Raw genomic sequence first — 19538 nt, forward strand, 5'->3', positions numbered from 1 at the left:
CTTAATTTGTGATTGTCATTACTACCCGGCCTAATACGCTGATTTCATCTAGGCTGCAGTCAAAGGACATACCAACACCGCCAACTCTAACGCGATTTGTAGGTATACGAACCAGCGTTCGAATGCTTATTTTCCCTTCAATACTGACCAGCCATTCACCGTCAAAAACTTCAGTAAAAGAGCGGTCAACAATGTATTGAGCTTTGTCATCTTGGATGCAAACCGGATCAGTAGGTAGAACTGACCCAGACTTGAAAAAGACTTTGTCTAATCTTGCCATTCCAGCGTCAATCAACTGTCCATCGGCCAGCTTTTGGCGATGCAAGTGCATCATATCCAGTTCTTCGTCGTAGAACTTGCGGCCTTGGCCAGTTGCGAGCCATTCCAATGTGGCGCCTGTCTCGGCCATGCAGCGCACGACGATGTCAGCGGGGAAAAAACCTCTCCTATAGCGATTGGCCAAGCTACTGCTGGCAATGCCAAGGTGATCGGCTAAAGCTAATTTGGTCTTGAAACCATACGCTTCAAGGATCCTATCCAGCGTCTCAACACTCCCCTTGGAGAAGTCAATCTGTAGGTTCATGAAAACTTTCCCTTGCAATCTCCCTATTTGGAAGATTAACATCTGGTTTGTAGGTTTATGAAAGTTGTTGAGTGTTGCTGCACTCAAAGTGAAAAAGGAGTTTGCCCGATGCGCCCTAACATTACAATTGCCATTACAACCCCATATCTGCCTATCGATGAGTATTGCCGTATCACTGGAACCCCTATAGGAACGGCTCGCGACATGGTGCGTGACGGCCGCTTGCCTATCCGTGGCAAGGGTGATAAGCCAAAAGCAAGGGTTGAAATCAACATGGCTGCATTAACTGTGCAGGCATTGAGTGAATGTAAGATTTCGCTTCAGGCGTAATTCATCTTAATTATTAGATTGGGGTGAATCATGTTTGATTATGACGTTTCCAAACATCCACATTTTGACATCGCCTGTCGGCAGTTTGCCGTTCGTCACAACCTCGTAAAGCTGGGTGAGGTTACAGGCATTAAGCCACAGACATTGCGCAACAAGCTAAACCCAGAGCAACCGCACCAGCTCACTTGTGCGGAGCTATTGGCGCTTACTGATGCTACTGAAGACGCTGGCTTGCTCGATGCCTTGCTGGCACAAATCAACTGCATGCCGTCCGTGCCTGTCAATGAGGCTTGTGCCGGGAATATCCCAACGTATGCACTGCAGGCCACGGCCGCAGTCGGAAACATTGCCGCCGCCGCTGTGCAGGGTGACCACAAAACGCCGGTACGCAAAAGCGCACTGCTTGAAAGCGTCAACACGGCGATCCGCCATTTGTCGCTGATCGGCTTGACCGTTCAGAACCGCATCCAATCCACCCCGGCTCTGGCCTCCACCGTTGACGTGATCAGCGGGCTGAGTGCTGTTGCTGGTTTAAGCTGAGGTGATCACCGTGGTTATTTCTATCGCTCCGCTGCTGAAACAACAAAGCCCATCGCGGCATTTTGAACACGGTTTTATTGAACTGCCGGGCGGCAAGCGCTGGCGCCCACGTCACGATCAGGCGGCCTTACTGCGTGGCCTGTCAACGGCAAAGCCTGTTTCACCGTTGCGCCGTTTGTTTTGCCGTTAATTGGGGCTGTCATGTTGTTGGCTACTGAAACACAAAAAGCGATCGGTATTAAGCGCATTTCACAGATTAAGCGTGAGCTGTTCCCGTATAAGCGGAATCAGGCGCAAGAGGCTTTTGATAAGTCGCCGGAACATATCCGCAGAACTGTTTGTTTTCATGCCGGGCTAAAAGAGCGGCATATAAAAATGAAGTTTGCAGAAATGAGTTATTCAGAGCGTAAACAAATTGTGTGGGCGCTGAATGACCTGATTGATTTATCAAAAACCTTGCCGCGATTTATCAGTGATGATGATTGTGAATTAAACGTTAATTAACCGCATTGCGTAATTCTGGCGTTAACCCGCCGGGCATCGCTTTGCCTGAAATAAGGAATTTACGATGAAAGAATCTTTGCTTCTTACTCCAACTTTAACCAGCTCGGCAAATAATGCCTTTCAGCGTGGTGTTGTCGCTGGTACTTGCCGCGCGGTTTCTGCCTTAACGAATGAGTTTCAAGATTTGTTAGATAGCGCGCGTGTTGATGAACGTAAAAACCAATCACAGGTAGCTGCTGCGCGTTTGGTTCGGCTGGCGGCCCACATCACCCAAGAGGGGTTAACAGCGGTCGAGGCTGTGGAGCTGTTGCGCCAAGAGGCTGAAGCCATCGAGCATCAAGCGCAGGAGCTGCACTAATGGCCGACTTGATGGACTACGAACAGGAGCGGCAAGCGCTGGTACTAAACGCGCAGATCGCCAACGCCCGCAAATCCTCCGCGCTGCCTTCTGCTTTCGTTTGCGAAGAATGTGACGCGCCGATTCCAGCCGCGCGCCGCGCTGCCGTTCCCGGCGTTGATACATGCGTAAGCTGTCAGCAGATCCGCGAGACGCAAAATCACCTTTACGCGGGGAAGGCATGACGGAGTTCTCTATTTTGTTCGGCCTGCTGGCGTTGCTGGCAGGTCATTTTATTGCGGCTGATTTGAGTGATTCAGAATTTGCACGCAGACCAGAAAACCAAAATTACGATTGAGGAAATAACATGGAAATTAAAATCGGCTCTGAGTTTGTTATCACCAGCGATAACCTGCAATTCATTCTTAATACGGTGAAGGTAGGGAAAACAGGAAAAAGCGAAGGTCAAGAGCGTTACGAGGCTATCGGCTATTACCCTACGATTAACCAGCTTGTGAACGGCCTTATACATCACAGCGTCCGTAATTCCAGTGTTAATAGCATTGCATCATTGGGCGCGGAAATCGGCCGCATTGGCAACCTGTGCCAAGAGGCTTTTGCGGTGTGTGAGGCTGCAAATGGACAATAAGCTGATCGAGCCGGTGGCGTATATGACCGCTGAAGGCGTTGCAATAACCCATCTTGATTTTGAATCAGGGTCTTGGGGAATGCACAACGCAGCCAAGAGAGACGATATGTGGTGCCCGCTTTACTCGCAAGAGTACGTCTCCGCCCTGTTGTCAGAAATTGGGGAGATAGAACGGTCACTAATCTCGAATTGCGTCGATTACGAATTTGACCTGATTAAGATGAAGCGACGTGCCGAGGCAGCAGAGCAGCGCTACGCCGATCTGGAAGAGCGATTGAAGTTGGTTCGCGAGCAACGCGATAACGAGCTGCGCTCCAATGCAATATTGGAAAAGCGGCTGGCTACGCCGGTGCGGTTGCCGCTGCCGTATTCGCCTGATCCGTGGATGTCACCAGACCCAGACGGAACATGGCTGGATAAAGAAGACGTGAAAAAATCAATTCGCGCCGCTGGCTTCGTTGTTGAGCTGTGTTCTGCTTGCAATGAGCGTTACTGTGGCAACTGCGCCCACGCCAACGGCGCGAAAGTGCAATGAGCCAAGCGGCACCCGCCTACGCTTACCCATGGAACGAACCGCGCCCGGCAGTTGCCGGGCCGGTGAGACCGCTTACCCGTGAGGAACTCGCTCAGGGGCAAGCTGTTTTAACCAATATCCGCCGCCTGCCGCGCTTCCTCAGCGCCATGTTCCTGACGCGTTACACCAATTTGCTCAAGAGCAAAGGGCTGCACGACGCCAACAAATGGCTGGTATTCCAGTTCGACCGCCGCATCTGGCCGCGCCTGCAAACGGTGAGCGCCAAGAACGCGATGAACCTCGCCGCGTCAATGCGGTTTTCTGCTGAAGTCGATAATTACGCAGCTCTGCCCGGCATGGATGACAAAGAGTTACGCCGCCTTGCCGATCGCGTGGCCGGTCAACTTCTGCAGAATTACGAAGATTACTGCGATGAGTTTGTGGCGGAGAACGGCGGCGACAATGCCGGGCTTTTCGAAGATGCCACCCAATCAGAATTTTATGGCCGCATTGCCGGTATGGCGCGCGCCTTCAACATCACCCCGATGCACTGGCGCAAATACCGCAAAGGCAAACTGGATGCCCGGTCAGCGATTGCCAGTCTGTCACGGTTGGTTAATTCCGAGTGGTGGGAGCGCCAGTTGAAAGCCCTGCGCACGCAATGGCGGGAGGCGTTGTTGATCGCCGTTGGCAATGTGAACCGTGGGGCGTCGTCCTACGCCAGTCGGCAGGCAATCCGCGATGTGAAAGCGCGCCGACAATCCAATTTTGATTATCTGAACAGCCGCGAGCTTGAGAACGTCGAGACCGGCGAACGCTTCAGCCTCATCGACAAGGTGATGGCAAGTATCTCTAACCCGGAAATTCGTCGTATGGAGTTAATGGCGATGATAGCCGGTGTTGAGCAGGCCGCCGCTATCCGTGGCGATAAAGGGATGTTTATCACCATCACCACCCCATCCAAATATCACCCGACGCGCGCCGTCGGCAAGAACAGCCAGAAGGTGCATTTTAATCACAAATGGGATGAAGAAGCGTACACGCCAAAAGACGGTCAGCGCTATCTTGTGAAGCTGTTTAGCAAGATCCGCACAGCGTTTAAAGATGCGGGCCTGCAGGTCTACGGCGTGCGCGTTGTCGAACCGCACCATGATGCGACGCCGCACTGGCATATGATGCTGTTTACCTCCAAAAAACAGCGCCAGCAGGTGATCGACATCATGCGCCGTTATGCCATGGCTGAAGATGGGGACGAGCGCGGCGCCGCCAAAAACCGGTTTGACTGCAAGCACCTGAACAAAGGCGGTGCGGCGGGCTATATCGCCAAATACATTGCAAAAAACATCGACGGCTACGCGCTGGACGGCGAACGCGATCATGAAACCGGCGAGCTGTTGACTGATACGGCGGCCGCCGTCACCGCGTGGGCTTCAACATGGCGTATCCCTCAATTCCACTTTATCGGCCTGCCGTCGCGCGGCGCATGGCGTGAGTGCCGCAAGATCCGCTCTGTCAGTCTGGCCGATGAGTTTGACGAAACCGTTGAGGCGGTGCGCGCTGCTGCTGATGCCGGTGACTTTGCCGCTTACATTCTGGCGCAGGGTGGCCCTAACGTTGCCCGCGACGATCAGACCGTGCGTGTGGCCCGCCGGGTTGCCGACGAGCGCAACGCCTATGACGAAGAAGTGCAGAAAATTGCGGGGATTTTTGCCCCGCACATCGGCGCCGATCGCGTTTATGAAACCCGCACCACGCAATGGCGCATCGTCGCTAAAGCCGTTGCCGTTGAGCCTTTGACTTTGAAGAGCGCCTCCGGCGCGCCTCGGAGTCCTGTCAATAACTGTGGGTTGGTCGGCAGCGGTGGCGCCGAAAATACGCAGGATGGTGGGCCTGTAGAGGCCGTAGCGGTGACGGAACACCATCCCGACACCCCAATTGACTGGGATGACATGACCGTTGCACGGTCTGTTATGACGCGTTTACGGGCAAATGCTCCGCAGATAAACAGGCAACAGAGAAGCATTGACCCATATAGCCGGCCAGAGCCAGCTCCTTCAGCAAGATTAACCGCTGTTGAACGCGATCGCGTTCCCAGAATTTACTCAGAGCTGGCTCTACATGGCATCGAGCCAACACGCTCGGAATTGGAAGCACTGGCACGCGGCGCTAAAGTCAAATTTGGTGATATTTCAATGCACTATCCAGCGGTTAACGATTGGGCGGGCTTCCAATAATTTCTTGCTCAATTAAATCTGATAGGCATATACTGTATATGTATACAGTAATTAAGCATCGGAGGGAAAGGGTGCAAGCAGTGGATGAAGTAGTTGTTTTAGAAAGAATTGAACTCATCGCCCGTCTTGGGGTTTGCTATGAGAGTCAGCCGAAGGATAAAGACATAGCTCTTGTATGGATTTCAGAATTAGCGAGTCAGGTCAAAGATGAAGCTATCGAGAACGCAAATTCAACGCACTCGTTCGTATAATTAAATTTATAAATTCATACTTTTTTTGTATGCTGCCCCTTAGATGGATGAGATGTTAAGCCTAGGGGCTATTGGCACGCGACATTCTTACGAAGTTCGATAGAGCTAAATTGGTGGATGTTGTTAAAATACATAGAGTTATAAACGGTAGGATAGAGTGATGAATGCCCAACAATTTGATTTCCTCACTGATAGTGAGTTGACATTATTAGAGCGGTATCAAACCTGTAAGGCTATGGCGCGTGGTTATGCCGGGAATTATAAATCGGATAAAGACCGACTTGCTCACGCTCGTTCGTATTGTGCTCATGTTATAGGTGCATATTGGGATTCATTGGCTCAAGCGCAGGAAAGTACAATAAAAATTAAATCAGTACCCCATACAGTCTTTTTGGCCGAGATATCTTGTGATGCTCTCGAATTGGCTAAAATGACTGGTGATTTAATAGCTACTTTTCCTGTTGAAGATGCCGGGTACCTGATTGGCTCTATTTATACAGTGATGTTGCCTTCGTCTTACCGTTCAGAAATTGGCGCATATTATACCCCTCCACCTTTAGTTGCACGGCTATTAGATTTGGCGGAGAGTACAGGGGTTGATTTTTCTACAGGTACAGCCATTGACCCAGCATGTGGTGGAGGTGCATTTTTAGCGCCGGTCGCATTAAGAATGCTACAGAAGGAAAAGGGATCTTCGCCAGAATGGATATTAAGACGTTTAGTTAAAAGATTGAAGGGTATTGAAATCGATCCTTTTGCGGCATGGATGACCCTAGCCCTTCTTGAAGCCGCATTAATGCCTCTATGTATCGCAGCTAAAAGAAGATTGCCTGACAATGTTATCATTGTTGGTGATGCATTACAGCAAAGTGATGTGGGTCATTTTGACCTTGTTATCGGTAATCCTCCCTATGGTAGAGTTACCCTTAATTCTGAGTTGAGGGATAAATATTCTCGCTCACTATACGGGCATGCTAATCTTTATGGTCTTTTTACTGATTTGGCTATTCGATTAGCAAAACCGCAAAGTGGTATTGTTGCATATCTGACACCAACATCATTTCTTGGTGGACAGTATTTTATGGCGCTGCGAAAACTATTAACAGAAGAAGCTACTCCATTTGCATTTGATTTTATCTCTGATCGCGAGGGAGTTTTTGATGATGTTCTTCAGGAAACCCTGCTCACGACATTTAGATTAGGCAAGCATGAGGAACCGTCTAAAGTATCGTCATTGATACCTAAAGGCCTCAATGATGCTAAAGTTGAAAAGATCGGCAATGTGAAAATAGAACATGGCGGGAGTGCATGGTTACTTCCTAGAAATGCAGAAGATGCAGAATTTTTGAACGCAATCAAGCTCATGCCTAATCGGCTATCCGACTTTGGTTATAATGTATCCACAGGGCAATTGGTGTGGAATAGATTCAAGTCACAACTGCGTACTGTTCTAACGAAGAAAAGCTATCCTCTTATTTGGGCAGAGTCTATTACAAATTCTGGATTCAATTTTAGCTCTGACCGCCGGAATCACGTTCCGTTTATTGATATTCATCCAGATCAATCTCATCTGCTTACATCTACTGAGTGCGTCCTTGTTCAAAGAACAACGTCAAAAGAACAGAGTCGGCGGCTTCTAGCTGCGGTGTTGCCTCAAGCATTTCTTGATAAAAACCGGGCTGTTGTAGTTGAAAATCATATCAACATGATTTATCCAAATGAGCTTTTTGCTCAAATAAAACCTGAAACGGTTGCTGCGATACTTAACTCAAAAATCGTTGATCGTGCCTTTCGCTGTATCAGTGGAAGTGTAGCTGTGTCAGCATATGAATTAAATTCCATACCACTACCAAGTGTTGATGAGCTTTTAAAACTTGAGAAGCTGGTTTTGTCTGGTTCTTCTAGCGAAAAAATTGAAAAGACGTTGTCTAAATTCTATGGAGTGAATTTGAAATGAGCTTACCAAAAGTTCCAAAATTAGAAGTTATAATGGAGAGGCTTCCGCTCATTTTTCCTGAAGGTACAGAAAATAGGAACTATGTCATCCGTGAAATAGCTGCTAAAACGTTATATGTTATGTTTTATGCAGGTGCTGTTGCAGGTAGTGACCGGTGGATAAGACCTAGCCAAGTTACGGATATGGGTGTCGAACAATCTGAACTCCTCGATGATATAAGTCGTGAGGAGTGGGTAATAAAAACACTTTCAAGTAAAAAAGAACGTCCAATAGACGCTTGGTATGCCCCTAATTCTCGAGAGCCGATCAGAGATGAAACAATACGCTCTGGTTTTATACCATGTGGTGCTGTTGTTGAACGTAGTGGTCTTCCAACGACATCATCTAAGCCTAAATATTGTCTCGAATCATCTTTTACAACATTGTTTGATGAAGCGTTAGTCGGCGCTGAATTAGATTCTGCTATCACTAAATGGCAAGATACACATTTAAATAAAGCTGCTTTATCTAGGTTGCGATTGATGAAGTCAGGAGTAGCAATTGCAGAGGATGCTGTAGTTGTAACATTTCCGAATGGTGAAAAAAGAACATTGGCTCCTGGGCCTTCAAGTGTCATTGCGAAAGCTGTAATTGAAGTCTTTGCACCAAAATTTCTTAAAGCTCCAGCAATTCTTTGGTTATCAGAGTCCGGTAATAAAGTAGTTGCACGAGATGAAGACTTAGCACAGGCCTTGGGGTTAAAAATTGACGCATCAAAGGCTTTGCCTGACATTATCCTAATTGATTTAGGAAATGATAGTAGTGGTGCTGACATGCTGGTTGTTTTTACAGAAGTCGTGGCGACAGATGGCCCAATAAACAGGGAAAGGAAAGTTACATTAACCAGATTGGCTTTGGAGGCGGGTTTTAGTGAGAGTCATTTGGCCTTTCTTACTGCGTTCATGGATCGTGGTAAGGCTCCATTCAAAAAAGCAATCTCTGAACTAGCTTGGGGCTCGTATGCATGGTTTGCTTCAGAACCTGAGCATTTGGTCGATCTTAGAGATGGGCAGCCAGTTAAATTATCAGACAGAAATTAGTAAATACTAATAGTCGCTACAGTGCATGAATTAGGTGCATGAATTTGCATGATGATCCGGTGTGAATTTTACCCCCGCTGCGCCAGCACTGGCGCGGATCGCGCCGGATCATGCAACTGCATTAAAAGCGACACATGAAGCGGGCAGGCGAGGCGGGGATAGCATTGCGCGCAAGCCGTGTTGAACCCCTTTCAAAATGGCCGCCAGCGTCCCGTCATCGTGATTTATCACCATACCAAGACCAAGGGGGCGGCTTTGGGATTTGATGCGATAGCGGCGATCTCAAGCGTTATGAAAGGGGCTGTTGTTGTGTTGAATTTTTGGGCAAACATGGTATATGGTACAGCCTCATGATTGATAAGAGGCTTTGTATGGATGCTAAAGCTGTAGCGCAGGGAATTCTTGAAGGCATTGAGTCCTTACCCAAAGGAATAGCGTATAGTGCTCGCCGCACATGGCAGGGCGCCGGGTTAGGTAGTGGTGAATTTAAACGCCGCAATGAACTGGAAACGGAAAGATTCATTAGGGTTATTCGCGCTGGTTATGGCATTGAGGCCCCTTTGCGTGAGCTAATAACCGTCATAATTCGCGACTGTTATCAACGGATGGATGTTCAAACGCAAACAGCATTAGGACAGAAATTAAACCTTGCTGAAGGTTATGTTGCGGGGCGTATGGGGACGCAGTTCATTTTGGTACAACAGATCACGCATCATATTTTGAAAAAAGTTATCAGTAGTACGCTTTTCAGATGGGTTTTTAAAGGTATTACCGTTGCAGGGTTGAACATTATTCTTCTGCAAGGGATTATCGAACAAGCCGCAGTGTCTTCGCGCCGATTGCGCGAAAAGTACCCCTCGACGTACCACAAACTCACCCCGCGAAATTTGGACATGATCTATTTTCTTGCGGAGGAGTATCTTGAACCGTTTGTTGCCTACTCCAGCAAATCGAAAATGTTCTGTGAAGGTGTGAATCATGAGCTATCTAAAGTCTTGGGGCAGTAAGCTCGGCAAAGGATTGTCTCACGTTGTGGAGGCGATTTTCAGCGGGGTATTTTCTGTTGCGGCTTTTGGGTCGCTGTTCTGGTTTGATGAGTGGTGGCAGCGAATTTTAAGCGCCGCCATTTTTCTGTTATTGGTGTTTGCAACTATTGCGTTATGCGGCCTAGCTCGAGGCGAACGATAAATTAAGCCGCCAAACACTGGCGGCTTTTGGCTTATTCGGTCGGCAACTCATACGGCGCGAATCTAATCACCTCTTCCCCGATCCAGTCGTTCACCTCCTTCATGCGTTCTTGCAGCGGTGTTAGCTCGTTGCGTACAAACACCTGAGCGGCTTTTTTCACGTCCCCGAAGCCGCCGGTATTGTTCGGGATAATCCCCATCATCTGCGGCGGTACGCGGTGTGCGCTTAGCAGATCGTCACGGCTGGCGTTCTTGATGTTGAAAAAGTCGTCTTTGGTGGCGACTTCGGACAGCGGCAGGATCTTAATGCCGTCCGGCTTGCCGTTCGGGGCGTACATGAACAGGTTGCGGAAGTTCCCCAAGCCTTTGGTGTCGCGCATGGCTTGGCGCATTCTGTCAACGTCGCTGGTACTCTGCGCCGCGTCGGTCATATACAGGATGTAACCGGCATGCGCCCCGTTCTGGTAATACTTACGGCGGAACAGCGTCGCCGCCTCGTTCAGCCAGGCGGAGTTAAGCGCACTGAGGTACTCCGGCAGGCCGTACAGTTCCTGATTGATGTCCGGCTCAATCAGGTGGAAAACGCTGTCGGTCTTGAAACGGTGCGCCTCTTTCCAGTCTTGCACGAACCAGTAAGCGCCGCGATCCACGCCGCGCCGCGTGTACTTGGCCGGGGAGGATTTCAGCTGCAGCGGGGCGCCGAGCCGGTTTTGACGTTCTTCTAAATAGGCATTGCCGAACACCAGATAATCCAGCGCATAGCGGCTAAACTCCTGCTGACTTAACAGCCGGTGTGGGATAAACGTTGACGCTAAAATATTGCGCTTAACGTACATCGGTGAGCTGTGATGCACGGCGGCGCGCACACTGCGTGCCAGCCCGTCGAATGAGATCGGCGGCTCGTACCACTTGCCATTGGTCGTGCATTCGATGTAATCCAGAATTTCCCGCTTATCCAGCACCGCGGACGGCTCGCCAAAGGTAAACGCCTCAAAATCCTGCTTCTGCTCTGCTGGCTGGGCTGGCGCCGGGGTGGTGAATGCCTTACGGCCTTTGCGCTTGCTCACAGTGCCACCTCCTGCGGCCACTCACAAAGATACAACTGGCGGAATTCCTCCGCAGTGCATTCCCGCTTGAGGGTTTCAACATACTGCATGTCCCAAAGTCCGCCCTGTGCGGCGGTGTCCTCGATCGTGTGTACCTGTGAAAATCCCTTGGCCTGCGAGCGTTTCCACACGGCGAACGCCTCGGGATTGGGTGATACGGATGTGAACAGCGTCAGGCGATAGCGCGAATGGCAGGAAACGGCGAGCGCGTTCTGGAAAAGGGCGTAAGGGTGATTCGCCCATGCGTATTCGCTCAAATAGACGTTGCCGTGCAATGCGGCCAGTGAGAGGCCGAGGCCGCCATGAAACACGATTCTAGCCCCATTGGTGAAGGCGATTTCTCGCCCAAACTCCGCAATTTTAATCCCGACTTTCGCCGCAAAGTGGCAAATGTATTTACGCGACCACGCCAGCGAGTATTTTAGCAATGGGGCGAAATAGTGCTGATTACGCCCGGTTTCCAGAGCGTCGATCAGCCCTTCCAGTGCGAAGAACATATCGGCCCCGGCTTGGCGGTGTTTGGTATAGCTGCGGCGGCGATGTTCCAGCCCTTCCGCGTACCAGCGGCGCTGGTAAGGCGTCGCCATGGTGTTCAACAGAGATTTCAGGTCAGCAAATTGCTGAGCAGTAAAGGCGTATTCCATCAGTAAAACTCCAAAATGTTCGGGCTGCTGTGGCCGCTGCCTGCGGTCAGCGGTTCGTTTAAGAGGGCGTGCATGATTGCCCACGCGACATCGGCGTGGCTGGCTTCTTCGCTGCGGCTGGCGGTGTAGGTGGAGCGCGCGCCGCTGGCGGTCATGGTTTTGCGGATCGCCATAAAGGCGGCGGTAATGTCGGTGTGGCTGGTGTCGTATTCCAGACAGCCGCGCCCGATGGTGTCTTTTGCCTTCAGCACCATGGCGGTTTTGATTTCCGTGGTGTATTTGATTTCCCGCGCGGCTGGGAAGAACTCGCGCACCAGCTGGAAAACACCTTGGCCGACGGTGGTCGCATCGATGCCGATGTACTCCACGCAATATTTTTCGGTAAGGTCTTTAATCTTCTGGGCCTGAGCGGCAAAGTTCATGCCCTGCCACTGGTGGCGCTCGAGCACGCGGAAATTGCCCCCGGCCACCATTGGCGGCGCGATCACCGCGCACCCGGCGCTGTCGCCGCCGTTGGCTTCCGATGGGTCGTAGCCGATCCACACCGGGCGATAGCCGAACGGCCGCACGGCGTAAGGGTTGAAGTCTTCCCATTCTTCCAGCGTATCGACCATGCAGCCTTGCAGCTCGGCGAACGGGAATACCGACGCGGTATCGTCCACAAATTCACACATCAGCAAGTTCTGATACTCTGCCGGGCTGTATTCGAGCGACAGCTGATCGAGGTCGAACAGGTTACAGCCGCCGGTCAGCGCATCCTCAACCGTGACAATCTGGCGCCATTGCCCATCGCCGCACAGCACGCCTTTTGACAGGTGGCTGTGGCTGAGGTCGAGTTGAACGTGATCGGCTTTACTGCGGCGGCCTTTGTTAAAGAGTTCCCCCGACCAGAACGGATAAGCGGAGTGCGCCAGACTCGACGGCGTGGAAAAGTAGGTGGTGCGCCACCGCTTGTGCAGCGACATCCCGCTGGCGACTTTGCGCAGCTCCTGGAATTTCGGGATCCAGAAATACTCATCAAGATACAGATTGCCGGTGTAGCTCTGCGCGGTGCGCACGTTGGTGCCGAGGAACATCAGCCGGGCGCCGTTCGGCAGCACCATCGGATCGCCTTTCAGGTCAACCTCGACCAGCCGGGCAAAATCAATGATGTAATTGCGGAACACATGCGCCTGCGCCTTACTGGCTGACAGGAAAATCTGATTGCGGCCGGTGGTCAGCGCATCGAGCAACGCCTCACGGGCAAAGAAGAACGTGGCGCCGATCTGGCGCGATTTAAGGATGTTGCGGATACGGTGTTGCAGTCCGGCGCGATACCACCCCATTTGATACTCGAAGGTGGTTTCCGTGAAGATGCTTTGCAGTTTCTCGACGGCGGCCTCGCTGAACACGTTGCGCTCGGCGGGCTTGCGCTCGCCTTTGTTGCGGTTGGCGACGTTCGGGTTTAAGTCCGCCTCGTTGCCGGTCGCCGAATAGCGATTGACCCGCGCCAGCCGTTCAATCTGGCGGCCTAACAGGTCGATTTCTTTGAAGTCTTTCCCCTCCTTGACGTCTTTCATGATGAGCTGAATCAACCGCGCTTCCATGCTTTGCTCCACGCGGGAAATGGGCGCGATGTCGTCCCATTTATCGCGCAGTTTCCAGCTCTGCACGGTCGGCCCCTTGAGGTTCAGCGTTTCCGCAATTTGGCGCACAGAGAAGCCCTGCCAGTAGAGCAAGGCAGCTTGGCGGCGCGGATCGCTGATGATGGTTGTTGCCGGTGTCGTATTCATGACGCCAAGGCTACGAAAGCGCCGGGCGACTCGCATTAAGCCCTTGTTGTGCCTCAGATCTTCCAACCGCAACGCGTTGAGACGCGGCGCCATTCCCCCGAAACTAGCCCCGAACCCAATCACCACAACCGGAGCCGTTTACATGGCAAAGAAAGTTACTAAGTTTTTCCGCATCGGCGTTGAAGGCGACACCGTTGACGGCCGCGAGATCGGCGCTGCGGATATTCAGCAGATGGCCGCGACCTACAGCCCGAAGGTGTACGGCGCCCGCATCAACATGGAGCACATCAAGGGGATTTTGCCTGACGGCTATTTTCGTCGTTACGGCGGTGTGGTTGAGCTGAAGGCCGAGAAAATCGACGAGCCGGACGAACCGCTGTTGCACGGCAAGTGGGCGCTGTACGCCAGTCTGGCCCCGACCGCCGATCTGGTGTCGATGGTCGGCGCGGGCCAAAAGGTGTTCACCTCGATGGAGATCCGCCGCGATTTCGCCAAGACCGGCAAGTCGTATCTGGTCGGGTTGGCCGTCACCGATGACCCGGCCAGCCTCGGCACTGACATGCTGGAGTTCAGCCGCCGCCACGAGAACGTCGAGTTCTCCGCGCCGCTGGAAGTCCATTTCGATTTTGAGCCGGTCGCTGATCCGGAAACCTCATTATCTGCCCGCATCAAAGCGATGTTTAGCCGCAAGCAGGCCACCGACGATGTGCGCTTTGGTGAGATGGAAGGCGCTGTGATGACAGTGGCCGAGCAGTTGCAGGAAGCGGACACCCGCTTTACCGAGAAATTCGCTGCACTGAGCGAGCAGGTTGCCGATCTCAAGCAACAGGTAAAAACCGGCAGCGATGCGTTCAGCGCGCTGCAAGCCCAGCTTTCCACCTCGGAAGATTTCAGCCAGCAGGCCCGCCCGGATGCCACCGGCGGCAACAGTGCGCAAGACGTGCTGACCGACTGCTAAGGCAGTCATACCCGATAAAACCGAACAAAAACAGGAAGAAAAATGCGCAAGCAAACTCGTTTTAAATTTAATGCGTTTATGTCTCGCCTCGCCGAACTGAATGGCGTAGCAACCGGCGATCTGGATAAAAAATTCAGCGTTGAGCCGTCCGTTACGCAAACCATCATGACCCGCGTACAGGATTCCTCCACGTTCCTGACCCGCATCAATATCCTGCCGGTTAAGGAAATGAAGGGAGAGAAAGTCGGTTTAGGTGTGAGCGGCTCCATCGCCAGCACCACCGACACCGCCGGCGGCGATGAACGCGAAACGGCCGACTTTGCCACGCTGGACAGCGATGACTATTTCTGCCAGCAGGTGAACTACGATTTCCACATCCGCTACAACACCCTCGACCTGTGGGCGCGTTATCAGGATTTCCAGACCCGTTTACGCGATGCGATTGTGAAACGTCAGGCGCTCGACCGCATCATGATCGGCTTTAACGGTACGCACCGCGCCAAAACCTCCAACCGCATTAAGTTCCCGCTGCTGCAGGACATCGCGCCGGGCTGGTTGCAGAAATACCGCGAGAACGCGCCGGGCCGCGTGATGAATAAAATCGTGGGTAAGGACGGCAGCGTGGTGTCTGAAAATATCCGCGTGGGCGCCGGTGGCGATTACGCCAACCTCGACGCGCTGGTGATGGATGCCACCAACAACCTGATCGCGCCGTGGTATCAGGAAGATCCTGAGCTGGTAGTGATCTGCGGTCGTCAGCTGCTGGCCGATAAGTATTTCCCGCTTGTCAATCAGGAACAGCCCAATACCGAAGCGCTGGCCGCCGATCTGATTATCAGCCAGAAGCGCATCGGCAACCTGCCCGCTGTGCGCGTGCCGTACTTCCCGGCGGATGCGCTGCTGATTACGCGCATGGATAACCTGTCGATCTACTGGCAGGAAGACACACACCGCCGCCATATGGTGGAGAACGCCAAGCGCGATCGCATCGAAAACTATGAGTCCATCAACGAGGACTATGTGGTGGAGGATTACGCCTGCGGCTGTCTGGTGGAGAACATCGAGCTGTTAGCGGCCAAACCGACCGAGCCAAAAACCAAGGCTGCACTGCTGAACTCTGATGATGACATTAAGGCGTTTGCCGGTGCCCTTGTTGAAGCCGTCAAAGTTGCCGCTGCGCCAGCGGATCCTGCCGCTGATACCGAGGTGAAAGCCCCGGAGGAAGCACCGGCAGACGACAAAGCGAAAGGCGGTAAATAACCATGACCAGCCCTGCCCGCCGTCACCTTATGCGCCAGTCAGCGGTCGAGGCCGCGCAGCGGGAGAATGACCCGCTGCGCCACGCCAACGGCTATGAACGGATGATGCTTAAACTCAATGAAGATAAGCGAAAGCTCAAACAGGTGCGCTCACAAGAGCGTAAGGCCGAACTCAAGCGCCAACTGCTGCCGGAGTATGCCCCCTGGGTTGCCGGTGTGCTGGCCGAAGGTCGCGGCGCGCAGGACGCCATTCTGATGACGGTCATGATCTGGCGTCTGGATGCCGGGGACATTCCCGGCGCGCTGGACATCGCCCGCTATGCGCTACGCTACCAACTGGCGCCGCCGGGCAATTTCGCACGCTCCACGCCATACCTCATCGCAGAAGACGTCGCCGAGTCTGCCACCCGCGCCTTTGAGGCCGGGGAGTCGGTCAACATTGACCACCTCACGCAGACGATGGAACTCACCGACGCAGAAGACATGCCCGACCAAGTGCGCGCCAAGTTGCACAAAATCACCGGGTACGTCTTGCGCGCGGCGGGCAGGGCTGAACTGGCATTGAACCACCTTAAACGTGCGCTGCAGTTGCATAACGGCTGCGGCGTGAAAAAGGACATTGAACGGCTGGAGCGGGCGATACGCACCGCCGCCAGCCGCTAACGGAACGCGCCCCGCGCCGGGCGGCACGACGGCCGCGACAGGTTTCACCTCGTCAACGCCGTCGTCCACCGCCCCCTAACTTTCTGAGGTCATATGAGCACCGTTGTGATTAAGCGGCCACGCCCGGACGCGCCAGCACCGCGCCCGGAGGATGAGCCGATCGTTAAAAACGTCTTTTTCTGGCCGGACATCGACCCGGCAGACGTGCGCGACGTGATGCGCATTGAAGGCACTATCACCGCCCCGCGCCTGCGGCTGGCAATTAAAAGCGCGATCGCGGAGGTGAACGCCGAATTGTTCACTTTCCGCCGCGACCAGATGGCCGACGGCTATCAGCGGCTTGAGGATGTGCCGGGCGAACAGCTCGACGGCGAAAGCGTGCGGGTGAGCGAATACCGCAACGCCGTTAGCGCGATGACCATGGCGACGCTCTCGGAGCAATACCGCAGTTTCGACACCACCGCCACCGGCGGCCGCAAGGCTGATGTGGTTGAAGCCTCGATCGGCGAGCTGTGGCGCAACGCCCGCAACGCGATCAGTAACGTGGCCGAACGTAGCCACTGCATCATCGGGCTGCTCTGATGAGAGTCTACGCCCTGCAGGGCGACACCGTTGACGCGATTTGTTGGCGCTACTACGGGCGCACGCAGGGCGTGGTTGAGCAGGTCTATTCGCTAAATGAAGGGCTGGCCGCTGCCGGGGCGATTTTGCCCCACGGCCACCCGGTTGAGCTGCCGGACGTGACCGCCGCACCGCAGCGTGAAACCGTCAATTTATGGGATTAAAAACATGGAGCGCATCACCTCATTTTTAGCCTACGCGGTGGCGATGTTCCTCGCGTGGATCGGCAAATATTCACCGCAGGACATCGCCTTTATGGTTGGCGCCGCCGTGGGCGTCGGAACGTTCCTCGTTAACTGGTACTACCGCCGTAAAAGCTACCAGCTGTTGAACAAGCTAGGCGTTAGCCGGAGGGTTTACGATGAACTCAATCGCTAAACGCTGCAGCGTGGCCGCCGTGCTGGCGCTGGCGGTGCTGCTGCCGCAATTCAGCGCGCTGCAGATCTCTGAGACCGGGTTGCGCCTGCTGGCCGATTTTGAAGGTTGCCGCTTATCGCCTTACCAATGCCAAGCGGGCGTCTGGACAAGCGGCATTGGCCACACGGCCGGGGTAAAGCCCGGCGCGGTTATCAGCGAGCGCCAAGCTGCCGTTAACCTCGTTGCCGACGTATATCGTGTGGAGCGCGGCATAGGCCGCTGTATGCCTGTCACGATGCCGCCGCCGGTTTATGACGCGGTGGTGTCCTTTGCCTTTAACGTCGGCGTCACGGCCGCCTGCGGCTCTACGTTAGCCGGTTTCATCAAGCGGCAGGACTGGCGCAGCGCCTGCCAGCAGTTGCCGCGCTGGGTGTTCGTCAACGGCGTCAAATCGCCGGGGCTGGAACGGCGTCGGGCGGCGGAGCTGGCCCACTGCCTGATCGGGGCCGCGCAATGAGCCGCGCGATCGGCTGGTTTCTGGTGCTGGCGCTGGTCGTCGCCGGTTGGATGAAATGGCAGGTTGTCACGTTGGGTAAGCGACTGGAAAGCGCCCGGCAGGAGAACGGTCGGATAGCGGCGGCGCTGACCGATACCCGCGCGGCGATCGACACGCTGCAGGCGGCGGCCGGTGTGCTGGCGCAGGAAGAGGAAAAGTTAAGGGGCGACCTAAACGCCGCGCACCGGCTGGCGCTGACGCGCGAGCAGAAAATACAGAGGTTACTCAATGAAAATCAGCAATTACGTGATTGGTTTAACACTGCTTTGCCTGCTGACGTTGCCCGGCTGCACCAGCGCCCCGGCTTCACCGGCGCCGCGGATTATCTACGTTGGCTGTCCGAAAGTGAGTCTGTGCCAAATCCCAGCCAGCCGCCCGGCAACTAACGGCGATCTGAGCGCCGATATTCGCCAGCTTGAAAACGCCTTGGCGGCCTGCGCGGTGCAGGTCGAAACGATAAAACACTGTCAGGAACAATACGATGTTAAAACCGCAACAGCTCCGCGCTGAACTGACAAGCTGCCTGCCGTGGCTACAGCGCAACCCTGAAAATCTGCAAGTGCGGGTAGAGCGCGGCAATGTGGCCGCCACGCTTGCCGTCTCGCTGTCCCATGAGTACCGCTATACGCTGAACCTGCTGTTTTTGGACTACACCGGCGATCTGGATTTAATTGTCGTACCTATTCAGGCATGGCTACGGGAAAACCAGCCGGACATTATGGCGACGGAAGAGAGGCGCCGCACCGGCTTCACTTTTGCGAGCGACTTTAACAACAACGGCTCTTACGATTTCAGCGTGTCGCTGCAGCTGACCGAGCGTGTTTTGGTGCTCGAGCAAGGCGATGGCGCGTTGCATGTTGAGCACCTGTCGGAGCCGCCGTTACCGGAGGACGTGACGAGGCCGATGCAGCTCTTTGTTCACGGCGAATTAGTGAGTGAATGGCATGAGCGAGCTTAACCCCTTTGACACCCGGCTGGCCGGGTTGATTGCCAAGCTGTCGCCGCAGTCGCGTAAGTCGCTGGCCGTTGCCGTGTCAAAGCGACTGCGCGCCGGTCAACAGCAACACATCAAACGCCAGCAGGCGCCGGACGGTACACCTTACGCGCCGCGCAAAATGCGGCTTCGCAGCAAAAAGCGCCTGCGCGATCGGGCGATGTTCTCCAAGCTTCGCACGGCCCGCTATCTGAAAGCCCAGGGCAACAGCGATGCGGCCGTGGTTGAGTTTGTCGGGCGGGTTCAGCGCATGGTCAATGTGCACCATTACGGCCTGCGGGATCGGCCGACGCCGCACAGCGAGGCAGTAAAATATGAGGCCCGTCCGTTGCTAGGTTTTTCTAAAAATATAGTGGAGGATATTGAAAATGAGGTCGTTTATTTTTTATTCGGTGAATAGTGTGGGCTTAATTATGGTTAGCCAGTGGCGAAGACATGCCGAC

29 protein-coding genes are annotated in these 19538 nt (G+C 53.6%); 25 read left to right on the forward strand and 4 right to left on the reverse strand.

Annotated features, from left to right (window positions below; genetic code table 11):
- Position 1: 1 nt before the first annotated feature.
- The gene (locus tag AC4PR2_RS07675; RefSeq protein ID WP_046688547.1) at positions 2 to 583 is read right to left on the reverse strand and encodes a phage repressor protein CI; all 582 of its coding nucleotides are present in this window, start codon (positions 581 to 583) and stop codon (positions 2 to 4) included.
- A 108-nt stretch (positions 584 to 691) separates the two neighbouring features.
- On the opposite strand from AC4PR2_RS07675, the gene AC4PR2_RS07680 reads away from it, so the two are divergent.
- From AC4PR2_RS07680 to AC4PR2_RS07745, 14 genes are all read left to right on the forward strand, one after another.
- The gene (locus tag AC4PR2_RS07680) at positions 692 to 913 is read left to right on the forward strand and encodes a hypothetical protein (RefSeq protein WP_046687853.1); all 222 of its coding nucleotides are present in this window, start codon (positions 692 to 694) and stop codon (positions 911 to 913) included.
- 30 nt (positions 914 to 943) lie between these two features.
- Positions 944 to 1453, forward strand: coding sequence for a phage regulatory CII family protein (locus AC4PR2_RS07685; protein WP_046687852.1), 510 nt, complete (start codon positions 944 to 946; stop codon positions 1451 to 1453).
- Between the two features lie 10 nt (positions 1454 to 1463).
- Positions 1464 to 1643 carry a phage filamentation protein Fil family protein gene (locus AC4PR2_RS07690; protein WP_048322123.1) on the forward strand — a complete coding sequence of 60 codons (180 nt, stop codon included), beginning with the start codon at positions 1464 to 1466 and terminating at the stop codon, positions 1641 to 1643.
- An 11-nt stretch (positions 1644 to 1654) separates the two neighbouring features.
- The gene (locus AC4PR2_RS07695; RefSeq protein ID WP_197774275.1) at positions 1655 to 1957 is read left to right on the forward strand and encodes a hypothetical protein; all 303 of its coding nucleotides are present in this window, start codon (positions 1655 to 1657) and stop codon (positions 1955 to 1957) included.
- Between the two features lie 64 nt (positions 1958 to 2021).
- Positions 2022 to 2315 (forward strand): DUF2732 family protein, encoded by a 294-nt coding sequence (locus tag AC4PR2_RS07700; RefSeq protein ID WP_033649030.1) that lies wholly within the window; start codon positions 2022 to 2024, stop codon positions 2313 to 2315.
- Entirely contained in the window at positions 2315 to 2539 is a 225-nt protein-coding gene (locus AC4PR2_RS07705; protein WP_023460307.1) for a TraR/DksA C4-type zinc finger protein, read from the forward strand. The genes AC4PR2_RS07700 and AC4PR2_RS07705 overlap by 1 nt, the downstream gene beginning before the upstream one ends.
- Before the next feature lie 122 nt (positions 2540 to 2661).
- Positions 2662 to 2943, forward strand: a complete 282-nt coding sequence (locus tag AC4PR2_RS07710) for a DUF5405 family protein (protein WP_015379131.1) — start codon at positions 2662 to 2664, stop codon at positions 2941 to 2943.
- The gene (locus AC4PR2_RS07715; RefSeq protein WP_492174975.1) at positions 2933 to 3478 is read left to right on the forward strand and encodes a hypothetical protein; all 546 of its coding nucleotides are present in this window, start codon (positions 2933 to 2935) and stop codon (positions 3476 to 3478) included. Before AC4PR2_RS07710 ends, AC4PR2_RS07715 begins: the two co-directional genes overlap by 11 nt.
- Positions 3475 to 5691 carry a replication endonuclease gene (locus AC4PR2_RS07720; RefSeq protein WP_492174976.1) on the forward strand — a complete coding sequence of 739 codons (2217 nt, stop codon included), beginning with the start codon at positions 3475 to 3477 and terminating at the stop codon, positions 5689 to 5691. Before AC4PR2_RS07715 ends, AC4PR2_RS07720 begins: the two co-directional genes overlap by 4 nt.
- 80 nt (positions 5692 to 5771) lie before the next feature.
- On the forward strand, positions 5772 to 5942 hold the full coding sequence (locus AC4PR2_RS07725) for a hypothetical protein (RefSeq protein WP_229700404.1): 171 nt from the start codon (positions 5772 to 5774) through the stop codon (positions 5940 to 5942).
- A 160-nt stretch (positions 5943 to 6102) separates the two neighbouring features.
- On the forward strand, positions 6103 to 7899 hold the full coding sequence (locus tag AC4PR2_RS07730; RefSeq protein WP_492174977.1) for an HsdM family class I SAM-dependent methyltransferase: 1797 nt from the start codon (positions 6103 to 6105) through the stop codon (positions 7897 to 7899).
- Positions 7896 to 8978 carry a BsuBI/PstI family type II restriction endonuclease gene (locus AC4PR2_RS07735; protein WP_072071907.1) on the forward strand — a complete coding sequence of 361 codons (1083 nt, stop codon included), beginning with the start codon at positions 7896 to 7898 and terminating at the stop codon, positions 8976 to 8978. Before AC4PR2_RS07730 ends, AC4PR2_RS07735 begins: the two co-directional genes overlap by 4 nt.
- A 371-nt stretch (positions 8979 to 9349) precedes the next feature.
- Positions 9350 to 9985, forward strand: a complete 636-nt coding sequence (locus AC4PR2_RS07740; RefSeq protein ID WP_492174978.1) for a hypothetical protein — start codon at positions 9350 to 9352, stop codon at positions 9983 to 9985.
- Positions 9957 to 10166: a hypothetical protein gene (locus AC4PR2_RS07745; RefSeq protein WP_141972470.1), complete on the forward strand. Its 210-nt coding sequence runs from the start codon at positions 9957 to 9959 to the stop codon at positions 10164 to 10166. Before AC4PR2_RS07740 ends, AC4PR2_RS07745 begins: the two co-directional genes overlap by 29 nt.
- A gap of 31 nt (positions 10167 to 10197) precedes the next feature.
- On the opposite strand, the gene AC4PR2_RS07750 is transcribed toward AC4PR2_RS07745, so the two are convergent.
- The 3 genes from AC4PR2_RS07750 to AC4PR2_RS07760 are packed head-to-tail and all read right to left on the reverse strand — an operon-like array spanning position 10198 to position 13687.
- Complete coding sequence (locus tag AC4PR2_RS07750) at positions 10198 to 11232, reverse strand: phage portal protein (protein ID WP_033632040.1); 1035 nt, start codon at positions 11230 to 11232, stop codon at positions 10198 to 10200.
- Positions 11229 to 11915 (reverse strand): terminase large subunit domain-containing protein, encoded by a 687-nt coding sequence (locus AC4PR2_RS07755; protein WP_492174979.1) that lies wholly within the window; start codon positions 11913 to 11915, stop codon positions 11229 to 11231. Before AC4PR2_RS07755 ends, AC4PR2_RS07750 begins: the two co-directional genes overlap by 4 nt.
- The gene (locus AC4PR2_RS07760) at positions 11915 to 13687 is read right to left on the reverse strand and encodes a terminase ATPase subunit family protein (protein ID WP_492174980.1); all 1773 of its coding nucleotides are present in this window, start codon (positions 13685 to 13687) and stop codon (positions 11915 to 11917) included. The genes AC4PR2_RS07755 and AC4PR2_RS07760 overlap by 1 nt, the downstream gene beginning before the upstream one ends.
- Before the next feature lie 142 nt (positions 13688 to 13829).
- Between AC4PR2_RS07760 and AC4PR2_RS07765 the strand changes: the two genes are divergently transcribed.
- The 11 genes from AC4PR2_RS07765 (at position 13830) to AC4PR2_RS07815 (ending at position 19495) form a co-directional block, all read left to right on the forward strand.
- Positions 13830 to 14645: a GPO family capsid scaffolding protein gene (locus AC4PR2_RS07765; RefSeq protein ID WP_492174981.1), complete on the forward strand. Its 816-nt coding sequence runs from the start codon at positions 13830 to 13832 to the stop codon at positions 14643 to 14645.
- A gap of 42 nt (positions 14646 to 14687) precedes the next feature.
- On the forward strand, positions 14688 to 15905 hold the full coding sequence (locus AC4PR2_RS07770) for a phage major capsid protein, P2 family (protein ID WP_492174982.1): 1218 nt from the start codon (positions 14688 to 14690) through the stop codon (positions 15903 to 15905).
- Between the two features lie 2 nt (positions 15906 to 15907).
- Positions 15908 to 16567, forward strand: a complete 660-nt coding sequence (locus tag AC4PR2_RS07775; protein ID WP_492174983.1) for a phage terminase small subunit — start codon at positions 15908 to 15910, stop codon at positions 16565 to 16567.
- A gap of 93 nt (positions 16568 to 16660) precedes the next feature.
- Positions 16661 to 17149 carry a head completion/stabilization protein gene (locus AC4PR2_RS07780; protein WP_023447568.1) on the forward strand — a complete coding sequence of 163 codons (489 nt, stop codon included), beginning with the start codon at positions 16661 to 16663 and terminating at the stop codon, positions 17147 to 17149.
- Positions 17149 to 17352, forward strand: a complete 204-nt coding sequence (locus AC4PR2_RS07785; RefSeq protein ID WP_015379118.1) for a tail protein X — start codon at positions 17149 to 17151, stop codon at positions 17350 to 17352. Before AC4PR2_RS07780 ends, AC4PR2_RS07785 begins: the two co-directional genes overlap by 1 nt.
- 4 nt (positions 17353 to 17356) lie before the next feature.
- Positions 17357 to 17566, forward strand: coding sequence for an HP1 family phage holin (locus AC4PR2_RS07790; RefSeq protein ID WP_031231709.1), 210 nt, complete (start codon positions 17357 to 17359; stop codon positions 17564 to 17566).
- Positions 17550 to 18062, forward strand: a complete 513-nt coding sequence (locus AC4PR2_RS07795) for a lysozyme (protein WP_089197465.1) — start codon at positions 17550 to 17552, stop codon at positions 18060 to 18062. Before AC4PR2_RS07790 ends, AC4PR2_RS07795 begins: the two co-directional genes overlap by 17 nt.
- Positions 18059 to 18487 (forward strand): Rz-like lysis system protein LysB, encoded by a 429-nt coding sequence (gene lysB / locus AC4PR2_RS07800; protein ID WP_492174985.1) that lies wholly within the window; start codon positions 18059 to 18061, stop codon positions 18485 to 18487. The genes AC4PR2_RS07795 and lysB overlap by 4 nt, the downstream gene beginning before the upstream one ends.
- Entirely contained in the window at positions 18381 to 18611 is a 231-nt protein-coding gene (lysC, locus tag AC4PR2_RS07805; RefSeq protein ID WP_431056677.1) for an Rz1-like lysis system protein LysC, read from the forward strand. Before lysB ends, lysC begins: the two co-directional genes overlap by 107 nt.
- A complete protein-coding gene (locus AC4PR2_RS07810) occupies positions 18583 to 19059 on the forward strand; it encodes a phage tail protein (RefSeq protein ID WP_492174986.1) in 477 nt (158 codons plus the stop codon). The genes lysC and AC4PR2_RS07810 overlap by 29 nt, the downstream gene beginning before the upstream one ends.
- Positions 19046 to 19495 (forward strand): phage virion morphogenesis protein, encoded by a 450-nt coding sequence (locus tag AC4PR2_RS07815; protein WP_049278478.1) that lies wholly within the window; start codon positions 19046 to 19048, stop codon positions 19493 to 19495. Before AC4PR2_RS07810 ends, AC4PR2_RS07815 begins: the two co-directional genes overlap by 14 nt.
- The last annotated feature ends 43 nt before the right edge of the window (positions 19496 to 19538 follow it).

The organism is Serratia sp. A07 (assembly GCF_058725505.1).

Excerpts from the sequence above, each read along its gene's own strand:
- AC4PR2_RS07765 (WP_492174981.1), top strand. The coding sequence starts at position 13,830 with ATGGCAAAGAAAGTTACTAAGTTTTTCCGCATCGGCGTTGAAGGCGAC.
- AC4PR2_RS07710 (WP_015379131.1), top strand. The coding sequence starts at position 2,662 with ATGGAAATTAAAATCGGCTCTGAGTTTGTTATCACCAGCGATAACCTG.
- AC4PR2_RS07795 (WP_089197465.1), top strand. The coding sequence starts at position 17,550 with ATGAACTCAATCGCTAAACGCTGCAGCGTGGCCGCCGTGCTGGCGCTG.
- AC4PR2_RS07705 (WP_023460307.1), top strand. The coding sequence starts at position 2,315 with ATGGCCGACTTGATGGACTACGAACAGGAGCGGCAAGCGCTGGTACTA.
- AC4PR2_RS07760 (WP_492174980.1), bottom strand. The coding sequence starts at position 13,687 with ATGAATACGACACCGGCAACAACCATCATCAGCGATCCGCGCCGCCAA.
- AC4PR2_RS07680 (WP_046687853.1), top strand. The coding sequence starts at position 692 with ATGCGCCCTAACATTACAATTGCCATTACAACCCCATATCTGCCTATC.
- AC4PR2_RS07745 (WP_141972470.1), top strand. The coding sequence starts at position 9,957 with ATGAGCTATCTAAAGTCTTGGGGCAGTAAGCTCGGCAAAGGATTGTCT.
- AC4PR2_RS07740 (WP_492174978.1), top strand. The coding sequence starts at position 9,350 with ATGGATGCTAAAGCTGTAGCGCAGGGAATTCTTGAAGGCATTGAGTCC.
- AC4PR2_RS07810 (WP_492174986.1), top strand. The coding sequence starts at position 18,583 with ATGTTAAAACCGCAACAGCTCCGCGCTGAACTGACAAGCTGCCTGCCG.
- AC4PR2_RS07735 (WP_072071907.1), top strand. The coding sequence starts at position 7,896 with ATGAGCTTACCAAAAGTTCCAAAATTAGAAGTTATAATGGAGAGGCTT.
- AC4PR2_RS07785 (WP_015379118.1), top strand. The coding sequence starts at position 17,149 with ATGAGAGTCTACGCCCTGCAGGGCGACACCGTTGACGCGATTTGTTGG.
- AC4PR2_RS07790 (WP_031231709.1), top strand. The coding sequence starts at position 17,357 with ATGGAGCGCATCACCTCATTTTTAGCCTACGCGGTGGCGATGTTCCTC.
- AC4PR2_RS07695 (WP_197774275.1), top strand. The coding sequence starts at position 1,655 with ATGTTGTTGGCTACTGAAACACAAAAAGCGATCGGTATTAAGCGCATT.
- AC4PR2_RS07700 (WP_033649030.1), top strand. The coding sequence starts at position 2,022 with ATGAAAGAATCTTTGCTTCTTACTCCAACTTTAACCAGCTCGGCAAAT.
- AC4PR2_RS07815 (WP_049278478.1), top strand. The coding sequence starts at position 19,046 with ATGAGCGAGCTTAACCCCTTTGACACCCGGCTGGCCGGGTTGATTGCC.
- AC4PR2_RS07770 (WP_492174982.1), top strand. The coding sequence starts at position 14,688 with ATGCGCAAGCAAACTCGTTTTAAATTTAATGCGTTTATGTCTCGCCTC.
- AC4PR2_RS07775 (WP_492174983.1), top strand. The coding sequence starts at position 15,908 with ATGACCAGCCCTGCCCGCCGTCACCTTATGCGCCAGTCAGCGGTCGAG.
- AC4PR2_RS07780 (WP_023447568.1), top strand. The coding sequence starts at position 16,661 with ATGAGCACCGTTGTGATTAAGCGGCCACGCCCGGACGCGCCAGCACCG.
- AC4PR2_RS07755 (WP_492174979.1), bottom strand. The coding sequence starts at position 11,915 with ATGGAATACGCCTTTACTGCTCAGCAATTTGCTGACCTGAAATCTCTG.
- AC4PR2_RS07730 (WP_492174977.1), top strand. The coding sequence starts at position 6,103 with ATGAATGCCCAACAATTTGATTTCCTCACTGATAGTGAGTTGACATTA.
- AC4PR2_RS07675 (WP_046688547.1), bottom strand. The coding sequence starts at position 583 with ATGAACCTACAGATTGACTTCTCCAAGGGGAGTGTTGAGACGCTGGAT.
- AC4PR2_RS07720 (WP_492174976.1), top strand. The coding sequence starts at position 3,475 with ATGAGCCAAGCGGCACCCGCCTACGCTTACCCATGGAACGAACCGCGC.
- AC4PR2_RS07685 (WP_046687852.1), top strand. The coding sequence starts at position 944 with ATGTTTGATTATGACGTTTCCAAACATCCACATTTTGACATCGCCTGT.
- lysB (WP_492174985.1), top strand. The coding sequence starts at position 18,059 with ATGAGCCGCGCGATCGGCTGGTTTCTGGTGCTGGCGCTGGTCGTCGCC.
- AC4PR2_RS07715 (WP_492174975.1), top strand. The coding sequence starts at position 2,933 with ATGGACAATAAGCTGATCGAGCCGGTGGCGTATATGACCGCTGAAGGC.